The 17,245-nt window shown below is 43.3% G+C and carries 15 protein-coding genes; 11 read left to right on the top strand and 4 right to left on the bottom strand.

Annotated elements, in window-relative coordinates; genetic code table 11:
* Positions 1 to 365: 365 nt before the first annotated feature.
* From PseudUWO310_RS07915 to PseudUWO310_RS07900, 4 genes are all read left to right on the top strand, one after another.
* Complete coding sequence (locus tag PseudUWO310_RS07915) at positions 366 to 1,028, top strand: cadmium resistance transporter (RefSeq protein ID WP_142600149.1); 663 nt, start codon at positions 366 to 368, stop codon at positions 1,026 to 1,028.
* 520 nt (positions 1,029 to 1,548) lie between these two features.
* Positions 1,549 to 2,577, top strand: a complete 1,029-nt coding sequence (locus PseudUWO310_RS07910; RefSeq protein WP_009626590.1) for an ABC transporter permease — start codon at positions 1,549 to 1,551, stop codon at positions 2,575 to 2,577.
* A 35-nt stretch (positions 2,578 to 2,612) separates the two neighbouring features.
* A complete protein-coding gene (locus tag PseudUWO310_RS07905; protein WP_142600148.1) occupies positions 2,613 to 3,266 on the top strand; it encodes a rhomboid family intramembrane serine protease in 654 nt (217 codons plus the stop codon).
* A gap of 126 nt (positions 3,267 to 3,392) precedes the next feature.
* Positions 3,393 to 3,752 carry a DUF4288 domain-containing protein gene (locus tag PseudUWO310_RS07900; protein ID WP_142600147.1) on the top strand — a complete coding sequence of 120 codons (360 nt, stop codon included), beginning with the start codon at positions 3,393 to 3,395 and terminating at the stop codon, positions 3,750 to 3,752.
* A gap of 157 nt (positions 3,753 to 3,909) precedes the next feature.
* On the opposite strand, the gene PseudUWO310_RS07895 is transcribed toward PseudUWO310_RS07900, so the two are convergent.
* From PseudUWO310_RS07895 to PseudUWO310_RS07885, 3 genes are all read right to left on the bottom strand, one after another.
* Positions 3,910 to 5,214: a sensor histidine kinase gene (locus PseudUWO310_RS07895; RefSeq protein WP_142600146.1), complete on the bottom strand. Its 1,305-nt coding sequence runs from the start codon at positions 5,212 to 5,214 to the stop codon at positions 3,910 to 3,912.
* Positions 5,215 to 5,391: 177 nt separating this feature from the next.
* Positions 5,392 to 5,682 carry a DUF3181 family protein gene (locus PseudUWO310_RS07890; RefSeq protein WP_009626594.1) on the bottom strand — a complete coding sequence of 97 codons (291 nt, stop codon included), beginning with the start codon at positions 5,680 to 5,682 and terminating at the stop codon, positions 5,392 to 5,394.
* Between the two features lie 214 nt (positions 5,683 to 5,896).
* Positions 5,897 to 6,145 (bottom strand): 2TM domain-containing protein, encoded by a 249-nt coding sequence (locus tag PseudUWO310_RS07885; protein ID WP_142600145.1) that lies wholly within the window; start codon positions 6,143 to 6,145, stop codon positions 5,897 to 5,899.
* A gap of 601 nt (positions 6,146 to 6,746) precedes the next feature.
* Between PseudUWO310_RS07885 and PseudUWO310_RS07880 the strand changes: the two genes are divergently transcribed.
* Together PseudUWO310_RS07880 and PseudUWO310_RS07875 are read left to right on the top strand one after the other, a co-directional pair.
* Positions 6,747 to 7,973 (top strand): ABC transporter permease, encoded by a 1,227-nt coding sequence (locus tag PseudUWO310_RS07880; protein ID WP_142600144.1) that lies wholly within the window; start codon positions 6,747 to 6,749, stop codon positions 7,971 to 7,973.
* Positions 7,974 to 8,052: 79 nt separating this feature from the next.
* Positions 8,053 to 8,796, top strand: a complete 744-nt coding sequence (locus tag PseudUWO310_RS07875; protein ID WP_055077507.1) for an ABC transporter ATP-binding protein — start codon at positions 8,053 to 8,055, stop codon at positions 8,794 to 8,796.
* A gap of 199 nt (positions 8,797 to 8,995) precedes the next feature.
* Here PseudUWO310_RS07875 and PseudUWO310_RS07870 read toward each other — a convergent pair whose 3' ends face one another.
* Positions 8,996 to 10,936, bottom strand: coding sequence for a S9 family peptidase (locus tag PseudUWO310_RS07870; protein WP_142600143.1), 1,941 nt, complete (start codon positions 10,934 to 10,936; stop codon positions 8,996 to 8,998).
* A gap of 224 nt (positions 10,937 to 11,160) precedes the next feature.
* Here PseudUWO310_RS07870 and PseudUWO310_RS07865 point away from each other — a divergent pair, with 224 nt between their 5' ends.
* The 5 genes from PseudUWO310_RS07865 (at position 11,161) to modB (ending at position 16,985) form a co-directional block, all read left to right on the top strand.
* Positions 11,161 to 11,460 (top strand): hypothetical protein, encoded by a 300-nt coding sequence (locus PseudUWO310_RS07865; protein ID WP_142600142.1) that lies wholly within the window; start codon positions 11,161 to 11,163, stop codon positions 11,458 to 11,460.
* A gap of 307 nt (positions 11,461 to 11,767) precedes the next feature.
* A complete protein-coding gene (locus tag PseudUWO310_RS07860; RefSeq protein WP_142600141.1) occupies positions 11,768 to 12,454 on the top strand; it encodes a hypothetical protein in 687 nt (228 codons plus the stop codon).
* Positions 12,455 to 12,955: 501 nt separating this feature from the next.
* On the top strand, positions 12,956 to 13,972 hold the full coding sequence (locus tag PseudUWO310_RS07855; protein WP_142600140.1) for a J domain-containing protein: 1,017 nt from the start codon (positions 12,956 to 12,958) through the stop codon (positions 13,970 to 13,972).
* Between the two features lie 345 nt (positions 13,973 to 14,317).
* A complete protein-coding gene (gene modA / locus PseudUWO310_RS07850) occupies positions 14,318 to 15,160 on the top strand; it encodes a molybdate ABC transporter substrate-binding protein (RefSeq protein WP_142600139.1) in 843 nt (280 codons plus the stop codon).
* Positions 15,141 to 16,985: a molybdate ABC transporter permease subunit gene (gene modB / locus PseudUWO310_RS07845; protein WP_142600138.1), complete on the top strand. Its 1,845-nt coding sequence runs from the start codon at positions 15,141 to 15,143 to the stop codon at positions 16,983 to 16,985. Before modA ends, modB begins: the two co-directional genes overlap by 20 nt.
* Positions 16,986 to 17,245: the final 260 nt, after the last annotated feature.

Below are 17,245 nucleotides of genomic sequence, written 5' to 3'. Positions count from 1 at the left end.
CTAGAAGAGCGTACCGCCAGCTATGCTGGCGGTACGCTCTTCTAGGTTTTGGCTTTTACTTTTGGGTTTAGAGAAAGGGTTTGCTTAGCAAACCCTTTCTCTAAACCCGTTTCAAATTATCCCGAACTCACGCTATACCAAGTGAATTAAACCCCAACCCCAGTAAGGTTTTGAGATTTCCACAATGGCGTTGCCATTTTGGAAATTGGTATTAGTCCTAAATCCTAAATGAGTTGAGAGCGGCAATCATCTTTGGGCTTTTATAAGCTAGGGTTATCATTTTAAGAAGAAACAACATTTGTTTCTATCGAAAGAATTCTCTATTATCAACTCAACGAAATAAATATTGAAGAGGCAAACTTAAAATGAGTTGGTTGGAAGGAGCGATCGCAACGGGCGCAGCAGTAGCATTAGCAACAACATTTGACGATAATATCTATCTCACTTCTTTCTTTGGCAAGGTTAGCCGTAACTTTCGCCCCCGTCACGTAGTAGTTGGGGAATTCCTTGGATTTACAGCATTAGTAGGGGTAAGTCTAATTGGTTTCTTTGGTGGGCTGATTGTCTCGGATATGTGGGTCGGGTTGCTTGGCATTTTACCGATCATGATTGGTATTCATCAATTAATGAGTAAAGAAGAAGATGATAGTAAGGAGATAGCTGAAGAAGTAGAACATATCAATACAGAAGTTGGTAGACCTCGCCTGAGTCAATCCTTGTGGTCAACCCTCAAAGACCCAAAAACTCACCGAGTTTCGGCAGTAACTATTTCCAATGGGGGGAACAATGTGGGAGTCTATATCCCTTTGTTTGCGAGCAGCAGTTTGCCCAGCCTCGGCGTTATCTTGACGATGTGCTACATGACCATTGGTTTCTGGTGCTTCTGTTCCTATAATCTGACTCGTTTTCCAGGAATTTCCTATCTTGTCGCTCGCTTCGGACGGAAAATCGCTCCATTTGTCTTGATTTACCTCGGACTTTCCATCATCATCAAGAGTCAATCCTATCGCTTAGTAATTCCCGTCTAATATTCCCTCCCGTCTAAACAAATAGCACCTTTCCAAAAAACTCAAATTAGTTCTTCAAGTCCTTCACAACTGCGATCGCTTAATTCTTTCCAACCACTCTCAAGCCTGAATCAAAACAAAACCCCAAGAATTGAATGGCGGCGCGAAGCGCCGCCATTCAATTCTTGGGGTTTATGTCCTAATACACTTGGCGATAGCTAATACCAATTTATAGCTGCTACCAGTTTTGTTAGGACAAAATCAAAACCCCAAAGAGAGTTGCCGCGCTCCGCGCGGCAACTCTCTTTGGGGTTTTATCCCAAATCACAAAATGGCGTAGCCATTTTGTGATTTGGGATAAAACCAAGCTAAAACTAAACTATGTTTGGGGTTTTAGTTTGATATCGTTATAATATCTACACATACAGCAGTCTTAAATCATTTATAGATTTTTGGGTTTGTGGAAGCGCTCCCCTTCAGGGGGCGCACTTCCACAAAGCATTTAGAACTGCCAAAACTGATTAACTAGCAACAGCAAATCATGACAACTGCAAATCGAGTCAATCACCCTTTCTGGCGCTTGATTTTTAACGATACGACGGGTTTTGTGGTGAAGCGACTAGGACAGGCGGTGATTGTTATTTTTGGGGTGTCTGTTTTAAGTTTTTTTGCCATTACAAAATCTCCCGGAAATTGTTTTTCCGAATTACGTAACAACCCCAGTACGCCTAAAAAGACCATCGAGCAGTTAGAAAAACAGCTTAACTACGATAAGCCCGAAGCATTGCAGTATCTTTTGTGGTTGCGAAATACCCTAAATGGTGATCTGGGTGTGCGTTGTCAAGGGTTAGCGCCCGTTACGCCGTTAATTGTCGAAAGGGCTGGAAATACGCTGATCATGTCCCTTGCTTCGTTGATAACGACATGGTTGTTGGCGATTCCTCTGGGTATTTATAGTGCCGTTAAGCAAAATACTTGGAGCGATCGCTTAATTCAGATTGTCAGCTATGCCACGCAGGGTTTTCCTAGTTTTGTCTTGGCAATCCTATTATTGATGGTGGCGCAAAATACGGGCTGGTTTCCCGTGGGAGGTATGACTAGTATTGGGTTTGCCGATCTATCGCCTTTGGGTAAATTTCTCGATATCGGACATCACGCGATCCTCCCGACTCTGACTTTGACGGTGGTCAGCTTTGCAGGATTGCAGAGGATCATGCGCGGTAGTTTGTTGGATGTATTACGCCAAGACTATATTAAAACTGCCCGCGCCAAGGGTTTGCCCGAAGGTAAGGTGATCTACGTTCACGCCCTCCGCAATGCCATAAATCCTTTGATCACATTGTTAGGCTTTGAATTTGGTGGATTATTGGGTGGAGCCTTTATTACAGAGTTCTTTTTTAGTTGGCCAGGTTTGGGTAAATTGCTACTCGAAGCGACAAGAGAAAAAGATACCAATCTAGTCATGGCTGGCTTGATGTTGGGGACTTTAATGTTAGTGGTCGGTAATCTCATCGGTGACCTACTGCTTAAAGCCGTCGATCCGAGGATCAAGTTGGATGATATGGATTAAGCGATTACTCATAAAAATGGAGCTATTGGTTAGTAATGTTTCCTTTACATGACGACAATCCGACTCAGGATACTTCCATCGTTGTCTATTCATTGATTTTAGTGAACGTGCTGATATTTGGATATCAAACCAGTTTGCCCAACTTTCAACTGGGGGAATGGTTGGAAAATTGGGCTTTATTTCCCAAGGAATTAATTGCTAATCCCTCCAAACACGCGATCGCTTTATTATCATCCCAATTTCTCCACGGTAGTATCTTCCATTTAGTTGGGAATATGTGGTTTCTCTATCTATTTGGCAATAATATTGAAGATCGGCTCGGTCATTGGAAATTTCTATTTTTCTACTTGATTTGTGGTGTGATCGCTGGAATTGGACAGGTGGTAACGGCTCCAACTTCGATGGTTCCGATGGTGGGAGCGAGTGGGGCGATATCGGGGGTAATGGGTGCGTATTTAATTCGATTTCCGCGTGCGAGGATTTTAAGTTTAGTGTTCCTCGGATTTTTTGTGACGGCGATTCCTATTCCTGCGGCGGTATTTCTCGGTTTATGGATTGCTGGACAAACTGTTTATGCAGCAATGGCGAATCCCAGTTTACCAGGAATCGCCTATTTAGCCCATATTAGCGGTTTTGGCGCAGGGGCGATCGCGATGTTTTTAATCTCGAAATTTAGTAGGGCTAAATAGGAAAGGATGGGCGGCGCAAAGCGCCGCCCATCCTTTCCTATTTAGCAATTTTCGATCAAAAGAACCATAAGAAAATTTTTGAAGGTTTTTCTTTATAGATAAAAGAGAGGATAGCTACTAAATATCATGAAATGGTATGCTGCGCACGCAATTATGTATGTAAAATTTAGGGATGCAAATCAAGATAAATATCCAATTTGGGAAAATATAATCCTGATACAAGCATCATCAAATGACGAGGCATGGGAAAAAGCTAAAATCAGAGCAAAAGAAGATGAAGACGATGAATCAAGTGAAAATACTTGGGAAAATCGTCCTGCTATTTTTCTTCTTGCAGGTATTCGGAAAATTGTTTTATGTATGGATGAGGAAAATGAACCTACTGATGGAACAGAGATCTCATATTCTCAAATGGAACTTGATAGCTGGGATTCTTTATTAAAGTTTTTGAAAGGTGAGATGATTTCTATAAAATATCATTATTAATGGTGTGGTCACTGATCAGATTAAGCATGATCGACATATTTGCACTTTTTGGGTTGGCATGAAATGGGCATTTCAGAATCTATCCCCATTAGTTAACCAGTGATGCCATTTTGAGCTTTGGGATAAATCCTTTTATTTTTAGGACTACCCGAAATTCCTAAAGATTAACAGTAAAAGTAGTTCCCTGTCCGACTTTACTCTCGACCGTAATTTGCCCTTGATGACTTTCAGCGATCGCTTTGGCGATCGCCAGTCCCAGTCCCGATCCGCTGGTAAAGGAATTGGCAGATTTAGAACTAGACTTGCTACTTTTTTGCGGTTGATAGCGATAGAAACGCTCAAATATTTGGGATAGCTCGGTTTCGGGAATGCCCATGCCCGTATCCTTGATCTGCACCTGTACTCGATCTTGAGAATTACTCAGCGCTGCGATCTGTACCTTACCACCCTTGGGCGTATAGGCGATCGCATTACTCACTAGATTTGTAAATAAACGCCCCAAGCGATCGCGATCTCCCGAAATAATTAGTTTTGCGTCTGAACTGGGTAATTCAAGGCAGATTTCCTTTTGTTGGGCGATCGCTTCCTGTTCTTTGCCAACTTCATACAGGATTTGCGATAAATTGCAAGCTTCTCGGCGTTGATTGGTCATTCCGCCATCGTGACGCGCTAAAAATAATAAATCGTCAATTAATCTCCCCAAACGGCGGGTAATCCTTTCAATCGCTTCCAGTTGCGATCGCTGAAATGTAGGATCGGGATCGGCAAGCGCCACTTGGACATTGGTTTGAATTACAGCGATCGGATTGCGAAGTTCGTGGGAAGCATCCGCCGTAAACTGTTTTAACCTTTGATAGGATTCGCGTACTGGTTCTAAGGCAATTCCCGCCAGCCACCAACCACATAGTAAAACGACAAATATCATGAGCGTCGTACCGATCGCCAGATCAAGAAACAATTGCTTAATCGGTTTGGTAACTTCAAACCAAGGATGGCTAATGCGTAAATATCCTAAAAGCCTGCCATTGATGACGATCGGCTCGGTCATCTGTCTTAATGGCTCAGCATCAGATAAATGTACGGTGCGATATACAGGTCGCAGGATACCCCTTTCCCGCAATTGTAATGACTCCGTATTGATATTAGTCGTCCAGAGAATTTCCCCCTTAGCGCTGAACCAGTCAATATCGATATGATCGGCATCAATTGCTTGGGCATTTGCCGAAAAATTGCGACTAAAGTCGGATTCCAAATCAATTAAATTAGATCGGATCAGCGATCGCTCGATTACTTCGGCAACGTGATCGATGGTGTCATCAATGCGATCGATCAAGGTTGATTGGACGTAGAGATAGAAGCCCGTTGCAAAGACAATTAATAAAACTGCGGTCACGCTCGCGTACCAAAACGCCAAACGACGACGCATAGATTGAAAGACAGGATTGGAAACGACGGTGGTCATAGATCGTTATAGCGCTCTTTGAGAGGTAAGGGACTTGCGACTTAATGAAGTAGCAAATATAAAACCAGAATCGTTGGTGCGGCTCCGCCGCACCAACGATTCTGGCAAATCTGGATTGGCATCTTATTTTCTCGCAAGTCCCTAATAATGGAAGATGCAAAGCATCTTCCATTATTTTTAATATTCAAATTCTTCCAAAATAGCCAATAGTCTATTTTGGCAAGACTTAGGAATCAGATCGCTTAAGGGAAGTTCACGGTTGCCGCCACCAATTTCGATCGTAGTTCCATTTAAAACTTTAGCGACATCCGCCGAAGTAATACCATCGGGTAGCATGGGATAAAACTTTTCTGCGAGGGGACGATGCAAATGGGCATCATTTAAATACAAATGCCACTTCGCAATGTCAATGTAAATATCCTCGGCGATCGTCGCAGCTAATTGTTCGATGCGTTCTGAAGTACTCATGGAATTAAAGGTTGGGTATATGGCTATAGCCAATTATTTTAGAGCAGCTATAGCTACAGTCACTTGACTTAGGACATAAAACCCAAGAATTAATTGGCGGCGCTTCGCGCCGCCAATTAATTCTTGGGTTTTGATTTGTCCTAGTACAGCGACAGCTATATTTCCCTCCCAGTCTAGGTAGGCAAAGATGGGCAGCGCGAAACGCTGCCCATCTTTAGTTCTCTACATTCTGCATCTTGCTTTCTTTGGATAAAACCCAAATGCCATGACTGAGCAGCAAAACTGCCCAGATTACCGCTACCCACACTGACCATATCCATACTTTTTCAGTGATCGATTGAATAAACCACATACAGGTCATACAAGCCGAATAGATGGCAAGGTGCAAATAAAAGTTAACCCTACGTTCGAGGCTTTGGTATTCAGGATCGTTAGGATCGGGTGGTTTTGATAGCTTAGGCATAGAAAATCGAAAATTTCGCAAGTTTAACTAAAACTTATGCTAACCCAAAACCAGTTTATTTCTAAATTCCGCTTCCTATAGCCACGTAATATAGCTGCCGCCAGTTTTGTTAGGACAAGATCAAAACCCCAAAGAGAGTTGCCGCGCTCCGCGCGGCAACTCTCTTTGGGGTTTTATGTCCTGATACAGTTGGCGGCAGCTATACCAAGTTAAGAAATGGCATAGCCATTTCTTAACTCGTTTCAAAACCCCAAAGATGAGTGGCGGCGCTTTGCGCCGCCACTCATCTATATTGCTATAGATTAGATTTTTACAAACCAAGGAAACTCCAAATGATTTAGGATCTATTTATGAAAGCATCTGTTAAATGCATCTAAGTAAGTGGGCTCAATTAAATATAAAACCCTAAAACCTGCGGCGCACGCTGCGCGTGTGCCGCAGGTTTTAGCTCTAGATTTTAATTATGCTGAGGTACTTATATAAATGCACTTAAGTCGCTACTTAAAACCTAGAAGAGATTACCGCCTGCCTTGTGGGCGGTACTCTCTCTAGTTTTGGTTTGTAATTATATGGTTACTGGTAACTCAGGAAGATTTTAAGGATGGATACTTGGGAAAGCTTACGCATGGCGGGTAAAACCCTAGCAGCTAATCGTTTGCGAAGTACATTAACGATGTTGGGTATCATCATCGGTAATGCCTCGGTGATTTTGATGGTTGGTGTTGGTCAGGGCGCACAAAAGTACGCATCTCAGCAATTTCAATCCCTTGGTACGGATGTAATTTTCGTGATTACGGGTACGGATAATGCGCGTCGTAATGTAATTGCTCCCCCCAATCGGTTAGTACTGGCTGATGCCGATGCGATCGCTACCCAAGTCCCCACCGTTCGCAGTGTTGCGCCCCAGATTAATGGCTCGGAGTTGGCGATCGCTGGCAATAATACCAAACGCGCTACCCTAATCGGTACGACCGCAAGCTACACGGTTGTTCGGAATGCGGATGTGAGTTCGGGGAGATTTTTTAATGAAGAGGATACTAAGCGAAATTCAAGGGTGATTGCCTTGGGGGCGGCGATCGCTAAGGATCTGTTTCCGCAGGGTAGTGCCCTCGGACAGACAGTAAGAATGCGCGGCACCAGCTACGAAGTTATCGGGATCATGGCTGAAAAAGGCGCGTTTCTCGGAACCAATCAAGACGACACGATTTTCATGCCGATTACTACTATGTCCAGCCGATTAACGGGTAAAACCTCTCCCTACGGTGTTGCCGTAGCTGTAGTTAACGTTTCGGCAACTAGCAACGATAATGTTAGTGCGGCTCAATTCCAAATCGCAAACCTCTTGCGTCTGCGCCATCGTACTTCTGATATTAATGCTGACGATACTTTTACCATTCGCACGCAGCAGGATGCCCTAGAAATCGTCGGTAATATTACCAGTGCCTTGACGATCATGTTAGCGGCGATCGCAGGGATTTCCCTACTGGTGGGCGGCATTGGCATTATGAATATCATGCTGGTATCCGTTACCGAGCGTACGAGTGAGATCGGGCTTCGTAAAGCGATCGGGGCTTCTCCTAGCGACATTTTGACCCAATTTACGATTGAGGCGGTCATTTTGTCATTATTGGGCGGAGCGATCGGGACGGGCATTGGCGTTGGTGGCATTCTCCTCATTGCCGCAGTTTCCCCCTTACAAGCTGGTGTCTCTATTGGTGCAATTTGCCTCGCCGTGGGCGTATCGGGGGGGATTGGTCTGTTTTTTGGCATCTTTCCCGCTCGCCAAGCTGCCAAGCTCGATCCAATTGTGGCTCTGCGCAGTATCTAACCATGAGTCTTTAGCTTTTAGCCTGTATTGATTTGAAGATTTACGCATTTACAAGCATTTACCAAAAAAGAAAGAAATCATGATAACTACCAATGCGATCGCTCCTATCTCTTCAACTGCTGAATCTAGAAGAGAAATCGTCCGTTTAAATAATGTCTGTAAGTACTATGGTCAAAACGATACCTTGGTCAGAGCCTTAGAAGATGTCAGCTTTGTGATTAAGGAAAGAGAATATTGTGCGATTATGGGAGCCTCTGGTTCGGGCAAATCTACTTGTATGAATATCATTGGTTGTCTCGATAGCAGTACATCGGGACAATATTTCTTGGATGAGCAAGATGTCTCCCATATGGAAGAACGCGATTTGGCAAAGGTTCGCAATCTCAAAATCGGCTTTATCTTTCAGCAATATCACCTCTTGCCGCAACTTTCGGCGATGGAAAATGTGATGTTACCGATGGCCTATGCTAATGTTCCCAATCGGGAACAGAAGGAACGGGCAGTAGCCGCTCTCGAACGGGTAGCGATGGGGCATCGCTTAAATAATCGTCCTAACCAAATGTCGGGCGGACAACAGCAACGGGTAGCGATCGCGAGAGCGATCGTTAATAATCCTGTGATGTTGCTAGCCGATGAACCCACTGGGGCGCTTGATTCGCATACGACTCAGGAAGTAATGGAACTATTTGGGGAGTTGAATGCTAGCGGGATTACAGTAGTCATGGTTACCCATGAAGCGGATGTCGCTCGCAATAGTCAGCGGATCATTCTCTTTCGTGACGGTCAGATCCTCAACGATCGCCTATCTCCCGAAGATCTATAACTGTAGTACATCTTGCCAATAGGTATATGCTGGGAGAAGGAGAAGAAGGATGGGAATTTGTCGATCGCACTTATCGAGAAGTAGATCATTTAGTGTTTTTTTATAGGTTATCAATGTATTTACTCGCTGGTGGCTATTCTGACTAGATTGCCCTTAGCTTAAGTAATGAAGTGCCGCGCTCTGCGCGGCACTTCATTACTTAAAAATGATTTTCGATCGTGATCGGCTCAATTTCGTCAGCAGGTGTAAAGCCAAAAATTTGTGCGTAAAAATAGAACTCACCATCAAGAGCACGTTTGATATTTTCGGCTTTGCGGAAGCCGTGCTGTTCGCCTTCAAAAGGTACGTACGCAACTGGTAAACCCTTTTGACGTAGAGCATCCACCATCATTTCCGCTTGATTGGGCGGTACGACCTTATCCTCTAAACCTTGAAAAAAGGCGATCGCGCAGGAAAGTTTTTCGGTGAAATGAATAGGCGATCGCTGAATATAAATTTCTTTCTGCTCAGGATATTTGCCAATTAGACTATCGAGATAGCGCGACTCAAATTTATGGGTATCCGTAGCAAGAGCTTCGAGGTCGCATATTCCGTAATGGCTCGCCCCCGCTTTAAAGTCATCGCGAAAGGTCAAAGCGCAGAGGGTCGTATAGCCGCCAGCACTTCCTCCCGAAATCGCAAGGCGATCGCCATCTACTAAACCCTTGTCGGCAAGGAATTTTGCCCCATTGGCACAGTCATCCACATCGACGATGCCCCAATTACCCTTAAGGCGATCGCGATATTCGCGTCCATAGCCAGTGCTGCCGCCATAGTTCACATCCAGTACGGCAAAGCCCCGACTCGTCCAGTATTGAATGCCTAGACTGAGACTTCCTGAAGTAGAAGCTGTAGGACCGCCATGACTTTTAACCAATAGAGGGGGCTTTTCGGAAGCCTCGGCTTGGAAGTCCTTATTCTTAGGAGGATAGAATAGCCCGTAGGCTGTTTTGCCATTTTCGGTGGGAAACTCGATGGGCTGAGCGGCGGAAATATAGTGGGGATCGATCTGCAAATCTGACGCAACCCGTATCTTTTGCCAATTTCCCGTCGTCAGATTGAGTAAAACAATTGCTGTCGGTTCCGTTGGCGAGCCCCCGTGAAAAACCGCGCGATCGCCTTCACAACGCAGTCCAGAAATTGACGTAAAGGGTAAATCGATTTCTTGTAAGCCCCGATCGAGATGCAAGGGATCGAGAATTGCTAAATGGGATTTACCCTGCTGGGTATAGGAACAAAGAATCTTGCCATCACCCGTAAAGCCGTAGGTAGACATTCCGAACACCCACTGCGGCAAACCAAATTCAGCTTCCATCGAACATAGGGGCTGAATTGCAATATTTTCTGCGGAAGTACGATAGAGATTCCACCAACCCGTGCGATCGCTAACAAAGTAGAGATTGCCATCAGGTGACCATTCGGGCTGGAAAATCGATTCATCCTTACCACCAGCTACCAGTTGAGGGTTTTGGATGGTGAGAACTCCCGTATTTGATTCCACCAGATCGGCTAGCCAGAGTTCCGTTCCATCCCAAGGCATATTTGGATGCTGCCAACTAATCCATGCGAGCTTGTCCCCTGTGGAATTGAGTCGTGGCGAAGCATAAAAATCTGCCCCCGATACTAATACTTGAATATCTTCACCATTAGCTGTATTTACCGCCACTAAGGTATTAATCGGTTCACCAGTTTCCGTACTATCTTCGCGCACACAGATCAATTTGCCATAGATGCGATTCCAAACAAAATCTGCATAGCGATAAGCTCCTTCCACGGTTAATGGTTTGGGTGTTCCCTCGCCAATTTTGCGATAGATGCAGCGATCGCTAAAATTAGAAAAGTAAATTCTTTCGTCCTTGACCAGATATTCGCCGCCGCCATACTCGTGAACTAGCGATCTCACATTGAGCGGAGCAGAGGTCATCTCGCTGTAATCACCGTCATAGCGCATGATCACATTTCTTCCCCCTTCGGTTGGTCTACCTTCATTCCAATAAACATTACCCCCATCAATGGCGATCGCGCCGAGCCGAATACTACTAGAAACAATCGAGTCAGAACTAATAGGTGATTTCCAAGAACCGTAGGGAGCGAGAGTCATAAGTTATTGTAAGGATACAAACTATCTATTTGGATGGCTTTTAAGATTATATAGCAATGTAAGGTTTGCTTAGGATCTAACGCAAATTCACGAAAGTGTGACAACACCCAGTAAGGGTAATACCAAAGCTCAAAATGGCGTAGCCATTTTGAGCTTTGGTATTACCCCCCCAAAGAAGACTACCGCGTGGAGCTAAGCTAAATAGAAATTATTGGAATAACCATATGACTGATATTTCTTTTACTGATAGGGACAAAATCTATGAGGTCATAGATACATCAAGTCGGCTTAAATACCTTCTCAAATTTACATATCAACTTTCTCTAGATGATATTGTTTCTGTCCGAGTAGATGGAGACAATTTCAAAGTTGATATCAATACTGAAAAGGATATGTTGCGTTTTAAGCCACAAGGTATAGAAAATGTAATCATGAAGAACCCTGAGACTGGGATCCTTCAATTGACCTTCGATCCAGCTTTAGCGCAAGCAATTTATAACATTGTGGATGAATATGGTGGATGAATATGGTGGATGAATATGGTGGATGAATATGGTGGATGAATATGGTGGATGAATATGCTTCTTACAGCCCTTTTTAATCAAATCCACATCGAGAAAAAATTTGCAATAAAAGCGATCGCCTTTTTTAATCAAATTAAATCAAATTAAATCAAATTAAATCAAAATGGTTCTAGACGCTTTGCGCGATCGCCTAGTCAAAGGGATAGGCGAGAAACCGAGAAGGGCATACCGCCCGCTGCGCGGGCGGTATGCCCTTCTCGGTTTTAAGTTTACTTATGCCTAGCTACTTATTTGGAGATCTAGATCCATGAATATTCAGAAAATAACTTTTATCGGTATAGCGTCGTTAGCCACCTTCGGTTTGGCAGGTCTGGCTTTTGTAACCTCATCCCAAAGCATGGAGAAATCGCTTTTACTGCAAGAAGCCGAGCGGCAACTTGAGACAAAACAAACCTCAACTTACCAACATATTACCGATGTGGATGAGGCTAGTGGACGCTATAACTACGACTGTTCAGGTTTCTTAGACTACTCACTGCAAAGGGTATTGCCAGAAGCCTATGGCGAATTACCCGTCTCTAAATCAAAAGTTCATCGTCCCCTCGCTCAAGACTTTTATGCATTATTTGCTAGTAAAGCCCAAGAAACTAAGCACTGGGAAAGGATTCGTAAAGCTAGCGATCTACGTGCTGGCGATATTGTTGCTTGGTTGCGTCCCCAAGACCTTGACAGTCACAATACTGGTCATGTAATGATCGTTCGAGCCAAGCCAAGCCCCAACCCCGATCGCCCCAATGAAATCCTGATTCCAGTGATTGACTCGACTAGCGCTCCCCACGCAAAGGATAGTCGCCGCAAAGGGCAAACGGGCTTGGGAACTGGAACGATTGGCGTAGTTCAAAATGCTGAAGGCGAAGCGATCGCCTATTACTGGCGAGGTGGATTATCAAAACGAGAAGAGATAACCCCGATCGCTTTTGGTAGGTTGCATTAGAGTATGATTCACTTCACAGTTGGTATAGCTATCCTAATACCAATCCCCAAAATGGCAACGTCATTTTGGAGATCTCAAAACCTTACTGGGTTTGGTGTTTAGTTCACAAGAGTGTTGTCACACTTTCGTGAATTGGTATAAATCATTTGTAGATTTTGGGATTTGAGGAAGCGCACCCCTTTGGGTGCACTTCCTCAAACCATTTAGGATTGCTATAGCTACAGTCACTTGGCTTAGGACAAATCAAACCCCAAGAATTGACTGGCGGCGCTTCGCGCCGCCAGTCAATTCTTGGGGTTTGATTTGTCCTAGTAGGCGATAGCTACATATAAATTATAAAAAGATTATAAAATGTTAAAATTCTAGCAAATTTATCCTGAATATTGTGCTAACAGCAAACTGTTATCTGAGACAAGAATAGTTAAAAATAGTAATCTCCCGTCTCTGTACACTGCCATCTTTCAGATTAGAATATTAACACTATTCCTCAATTCATCTCCTATGGCTCGAAAATCTAAGACTCTTACGGATACTAATAATAATGAGCTAGGACTTTCCGATCTGCGTATTCGCCTTAATTTTTTGGAGAAAGAAAACAGTAAACTTATCAAACAAATTGAGACTAACCGCACTAAGTTAAACGCTCTTAATGACAGTATCAAAGAGGTGGGCATTCAGATTGCACAACGAGTTGCTCCTTTTCGGCAAAAGATTTTGGAACTCGATGAGCAAATTCATGCTGTTTTTCAAGAAATTCTGACTGGGAGAAAATTGGGCAAGAAATCTCGTAAAGATATTGAGACAGTCTATTATAATTTGCAATTGGATGGAGTCATTAGTCCCAAGCATTTGCCCATTGAAGAGGAGCTATTTGAAAATGATGATGAATTTGAAGATGAATTCGATTGGGCTCACTATCGGGGACATTCTAATCAGCAAATTATCGAAGACATTCCGAAACCAGATCGTGATGAGTTGAAAAAAATTCGCCAACTTTTTTTGCGTTTAGCTGATAGTTTTCATCCAGACAAAGTAACTGATGAAGCGGAGAAGGAATATCGTACTGAGATTATGAAAGAGATTAATCTCGCTTATCAAGATGGAGACCTAGCAAGACTTCTGGCAATTGAAAAGGAGCAAGAATTGGGGGCAATTATCGATCGCGATAGTACTGACGATCTGAGTCGCCACTGTGCTAAAGTGGAAGCGGAGAATAGATATCTTAAGGATCAATTAGAAAATTTAAAACAGCAATTAAAAATCACGAAAAAAACACAGCAAGGGGAAATGACTGCCACTTTCAAAAAGATAACTAAGTATGGCGGCGATCCGATTGGCGAGGCTTTGCGGGAAATCGAGGATCAGATCGCAATTATCGAACAAATGCATCAATTTGTTGTCGATTTTCGCGATCGGCGGATGACGATTAAGGAGTTTTTAAAAGGACCGACATCTCTACGATTACAGCAAATGTCCGAAGAAGAGTTGATGTTAGAGTTTCTGGCGCAATTTCAGTAAGGACAAAATCAAGCCCCAAGAAGAGAAGGTTGGCGCGAAGCGCCAACCTTCTCTTCTTGGGTTAATACATTTGGTGACTTAATTTATGGCAATAGAGCCTCCTATGCGCCGACTACTCTAGCACTCATTCTGTGCTTAGGGTTTTTCTATTTGTTGTGTTTTCTCTACTCCCTTCCCACCAAAGAAATAGACATCAAAAACCAAGAATTAGACGTTGCGGCACTTTGCGCCGCAACGTCTAATTCTTCACTGGCAGGAGAGTATCTTAGATTACCCATAATGATTTGAAAGCTTCTATACTAAAATATTATAGATATTATAGAAAATAATCCCATCCGAGACTCTATGAACAAGAAAAAAGTTATTACTTTTCTCTCCTTAATCGTTGTCACCTTATCCGCGATCGTAGGATGTAGCTTTTTCTCCCCAACAACTGAACAAACAAATAAACCCGTAGCCAGTCAAGAATCAATCCAACCAACCAATAGCAATCAAGAGAACGCCCAATTAACGGTTTCTGCGGCGGTAAGTCTTAAGGACGTATTGAACGAACTTACACCGTTATATAATCAAGTAAAAACTAATGTATCAGTTCGGACTAACTTTGCAAACGGAGGTAATATACAACAACAAGTCATGAATGGGGCTCCCGTCGATGTTCTCATTCCTGGGGCAGCCAAGCAAATGGATGAATTGCAAAAGAGAGATTTAATCATTACTGATACCCGACGCGATTTATTAAGTAACCGCATTGTCTTGATTGTGCCATCAGATAAAGGAGATGTTAGCGACTTGAAAGACTTAACTAAAGCTGATTTTGAACGAATTGCGATCGGCGATCCCCGTAGCGTTCCCGCAGGTCAATATGCCGAACAAGCTTTGAAGAAATTAGAACTATTGCCAGATTTGCAATCAAAATTTGTCTTAGGAAATAACGTGCGTCAAGTGCTTCAATTTGTTGAATCTGGTAATGCACAAGCGGGATTTGTTTTTGCCACCGATGCAAAAACCTCTACTAAAATTAAGGTAGTGCAAGTCATTGATGCTAAGCTTCACGAATCAATTGTCTACCCCATTGCTGTTGTCAGAAAAAGCGCCAATCAATCGATCGCTAAATCTTATCTAGACTTTTTATCCACCGAAACCGCTAAAACTATTTTCGAGAAATATGGATTCAGTAGCCTTTGATTTCTCTCCATTTTGGATATCGCTTAAGGTAGCAATTACTGCTATCTTCTTTACATTTTTCTTGGGAATTACGTCAGCCTATAGTCTTCTCGAATATCGGGGCAAGTGGAAAACGTTATTTGATGGCATTTTCCTTGCCCCACTAGTATTACCACCCACAGTTGTTGGCTTTTTGCTACTGCAACTATTTGGGCAGTATGGCTGGGTAGGGAAGTTTTTGCAGCTCTTCCATTTCAACATTATTTTTACTTGGTATGCGGGGGTGGTTGCATCCATAGTTGTCACTTTTCCTCTAATGTACAAAACTGCCCAAAGTGCATTCGAGCAGGTGGATGGAAATCTATTGCGTGCTGCCAAAACTCTAGGTGCTTCTGAATTTAGAGTCTTCTATCAAATAGCTTTACCCCTAGCCTTTCCCGGAATTTTAGCAGGAACCATGCTTTCCTTTGCTAGAGGCTTAGGCGAATTTGGGGCAACCTTGATGCTAGCAGGTAATATTCCTAAGCAAACCACCACGATTCCCATTGCTATTTATGCTGCGGTAGAATCAGGTTCAACGCAGGAAGCTTGGTTATGGACAGCCATAATTTTATCGATGTCTTTGTCTGCGATCGCTATTGCACATTTTTGGTCAAACAAGAGAGAACGGGGCAGGGAAAGAGGAAATAGGAAAAAGGATAAAGTAACAACTTCAATTGCCAATCCTCAATCACCAATTACCAATCACCTAACGCCGATCACCAATGAAGGCTTATTCATCGACATCTACAAACAATTACCAGAATTTGATTTGCAAATTGCTTTGCATTGTGTTGATCAATCCATTGGTATTTTGGGTGCATCTGGTACGGGGAAAAGTATGCTGCTCAGGTGCATCGCAGGGATGGAGAATCCATCAAGTGGGCGAATTGTGATCGATGGCAAGGTTTTATTTGATAGTGCTAAAGCAATTAATTTACCCAGCCGCGATCGCAATATTGGTTTTCTGTTCCAAAACTATGCCCTTTTCCCCCACCTGACGGTTGCCCAAAATATTGCTTTTGGATTACCCAAAGATCTTCCGAGATCGGAGGTTAGACAAAAAGTTGCGGAGCAATTACAAAGTATTGATCTGCAATCCTTTGGCGATCGCTATCCGCATCAACTCTCAGGTGGTCAGCAGCAGCGTGTTGCCCTTGCTAGGGCTTTGGTCAGTCAACCTGATATCCTCCTGCTAGATGAACCCTTTTCTGCGCTCGATACCCATCTCCGCAACCAAATAGAAAGGGAACTCATCTCGGTGCTTAGTACCTATAAAGGAATCACTCTCTTTGTAACTCACAATATCGATGAAGCTTATCGTATTTGCCAAAACCTATTGATTTTAGATCGCGGTAAGGTGATGAGTTACGGGGAGAAGTCAACCGTTTTAGAGCATCCCGCCAATGTGCAGACAGCGAGGCTTACGGGGTGTAAAAACTTTTCACGGATTGAGGTTGATGCGATCGCGCCCGATCTCGTCGAAGCTCTAGATTGGGAATGTAAGCTACAGGTTAACTATTCCAATGCTAAACCGCTAACTCATATCGGAATTCGCGCTCACGATATCGTTTTTCTTGAGCATGAATCCGAAAATGATTCGCCTAATATACTTCCCTGCTGGTTAGTTCGCACCACGGAAACGCCTCACCGTATGACCTTATACATCAAGCTAAAGACTCCTCCCAGTCATGATTGGGACTATCATCTACAAGCGGAAGTATTTAAAGAGAAATGGCTGGTTTTGAAGCAATATTCTCAACCATTTCAAGTCTATCTCGATCCTAATCATTTATTTTTAGTCTAAGAAACCATTTAAGAATTCACTAGATCCCCCCCAGCCCCCCTTAAAAAGGGGGGAGAATTAAATTCTTCCCCCTTTTTAAGGCAGGGCTATTTCAAGAAAGAGGAAGTAGATACTAAGGATATTAGTTAAGTCGTATAAACCGAAATCAAGGCATAATTGAAGCAAAATCAGTAAATGAAGTAGAAAATGAGTAAAAGCCTTATAGATTATCTCAAGGAAGTCCCAGATCCAAGAGCAGCACGAGGAAGTCGAGACGATTT

The organism is Pseudanabaena sp. UWO310, assembly GCF_006861605.1.
In the GTDB taxonomy this organism is placed as follows: Bacteria; Cyanobacteriota; Cyanobacteriia; order Pseudanabaenales; family Pseudanabaenaceae; genus Pseudanabaena.
Note: the sequence above shows the minus strand (reverse complement) of the source record. Positions and strands in the feature narration are given on the sequence as shown.

What these genes read in the sequence shown, in the direction of transcription:
- PseudUWO310_RS07885 (WP_142600145.1), bottom strand. Translation starts at nt 6,145, where the DNA reads ATGCCTAAGCTATCAAAACCACCCGATCCTAACGATCCTGAATACCAA.
- modB (WP_142600138.1), top strand. Translation starts at nt 15,141, where the DNA reads ATGGATTCAGTAGCCTTTGATTTCTCTCCATTTTGGATATCGCTTAAG.
- PseudUWO310_RS07855 (WP_142600140.1), top strand. Translation starts at nt 12,956, where the DNA reads ATGGCTCGAAAATCTAAGACTCTTACGGATACTAATAATAATGAGCTA.
- PseudUWO310_RS07865 (WP_142600142.1), top strand. Translation starts at nt 11,161, where the DNA reads ATGACTGATATTTCTTTTACTGATAGGGACAAAATCTATGAGGTCATA.
- PseudUWO310_RS07870 (WP_142600143.1), bottom strand. Translation starts at nt 10,936, where the DNA reads ATGACTCTCGCTCCCTACGGTTCTTGGAAATCACCTATTAGTTCTGAC.
- modA (WP_142600139.1), top strand. Translation starts at nt 14,318, where the DNA reads ATGAACAAGAAAAAAGTTATTACTTTTCTCTCCTTAATCGTTGTCACC.
- PseudUWO310_RS07915 (WP_142600149.1), top strand. Translation starts at nt 366, where the DNA reads ATGAGTTGGTTGGAAGGAGCGATCGCAACGGGCGCAGCAGTAGCATTA.
- PseudUWO310_RS07860 (WP_142600141.1), top strand. Translation starts at nt 11,768, where the DNA reads ATGAATATTCAGAAAATAACTTTTATCGGTATAGCGTCGTTAGCCACC.
- PseudUWO310_RS07875 (WP_055077507.1), top strand. Translation starts at nt 8,053, where the DNA reads ATGATAACTACCAATGCGATCGCTCCTATCTCTTCAACTGCTGAATCT.
- PseudUWO310_RS07890 (WP_009626594.1), bottom strand. Translation starts at nt 5,682, where the DNA reads ATGAGTACTTCAGAACGCATCGAACAATTAGCTGCGACGATCGCCGAG.
- PseudUWO310_RS07895 (WP_142600146.1), bottom strand. Translation starts at nt 5,214, where the DNA reads ATGACCACCGTCGTTTCCAATCCTGTCTTTCAATCTATGCGTCGTCGT.
- PseudUWO310_RS07910 (WP_009626590.1), top strand. Translation starts at nt 1,549, where the DNA reads ATGACAACTGCAAATCGAGTCAATCACCCTTTCTGGCGCTTGATTTTT.
- PseudUWO310_RS07900 (WP_142600147.1), top strand. Translation starts at nt 3,393, where the DNA reads ATGAAATGGTATGCTGCGCACGCAATTATGTATGTAAAATTTAGGGAT.
- PseudUWO310_RS07880 (WP_142600144.1), top strand. Translation starts at nt 6,747, where the DNA reads ATGGATACTTGGGAAAGCTTACGCATGGCGGGTAAAACCCTAGCAGCT.
- PseudUWO310_RS07905 (WP_142600148.1), top strand. Translation starts at nt 2,613, where the DNA reads ATGTTTCCTTTACATGACGACAATCCGACTCAGGATACTTCCATCGTT.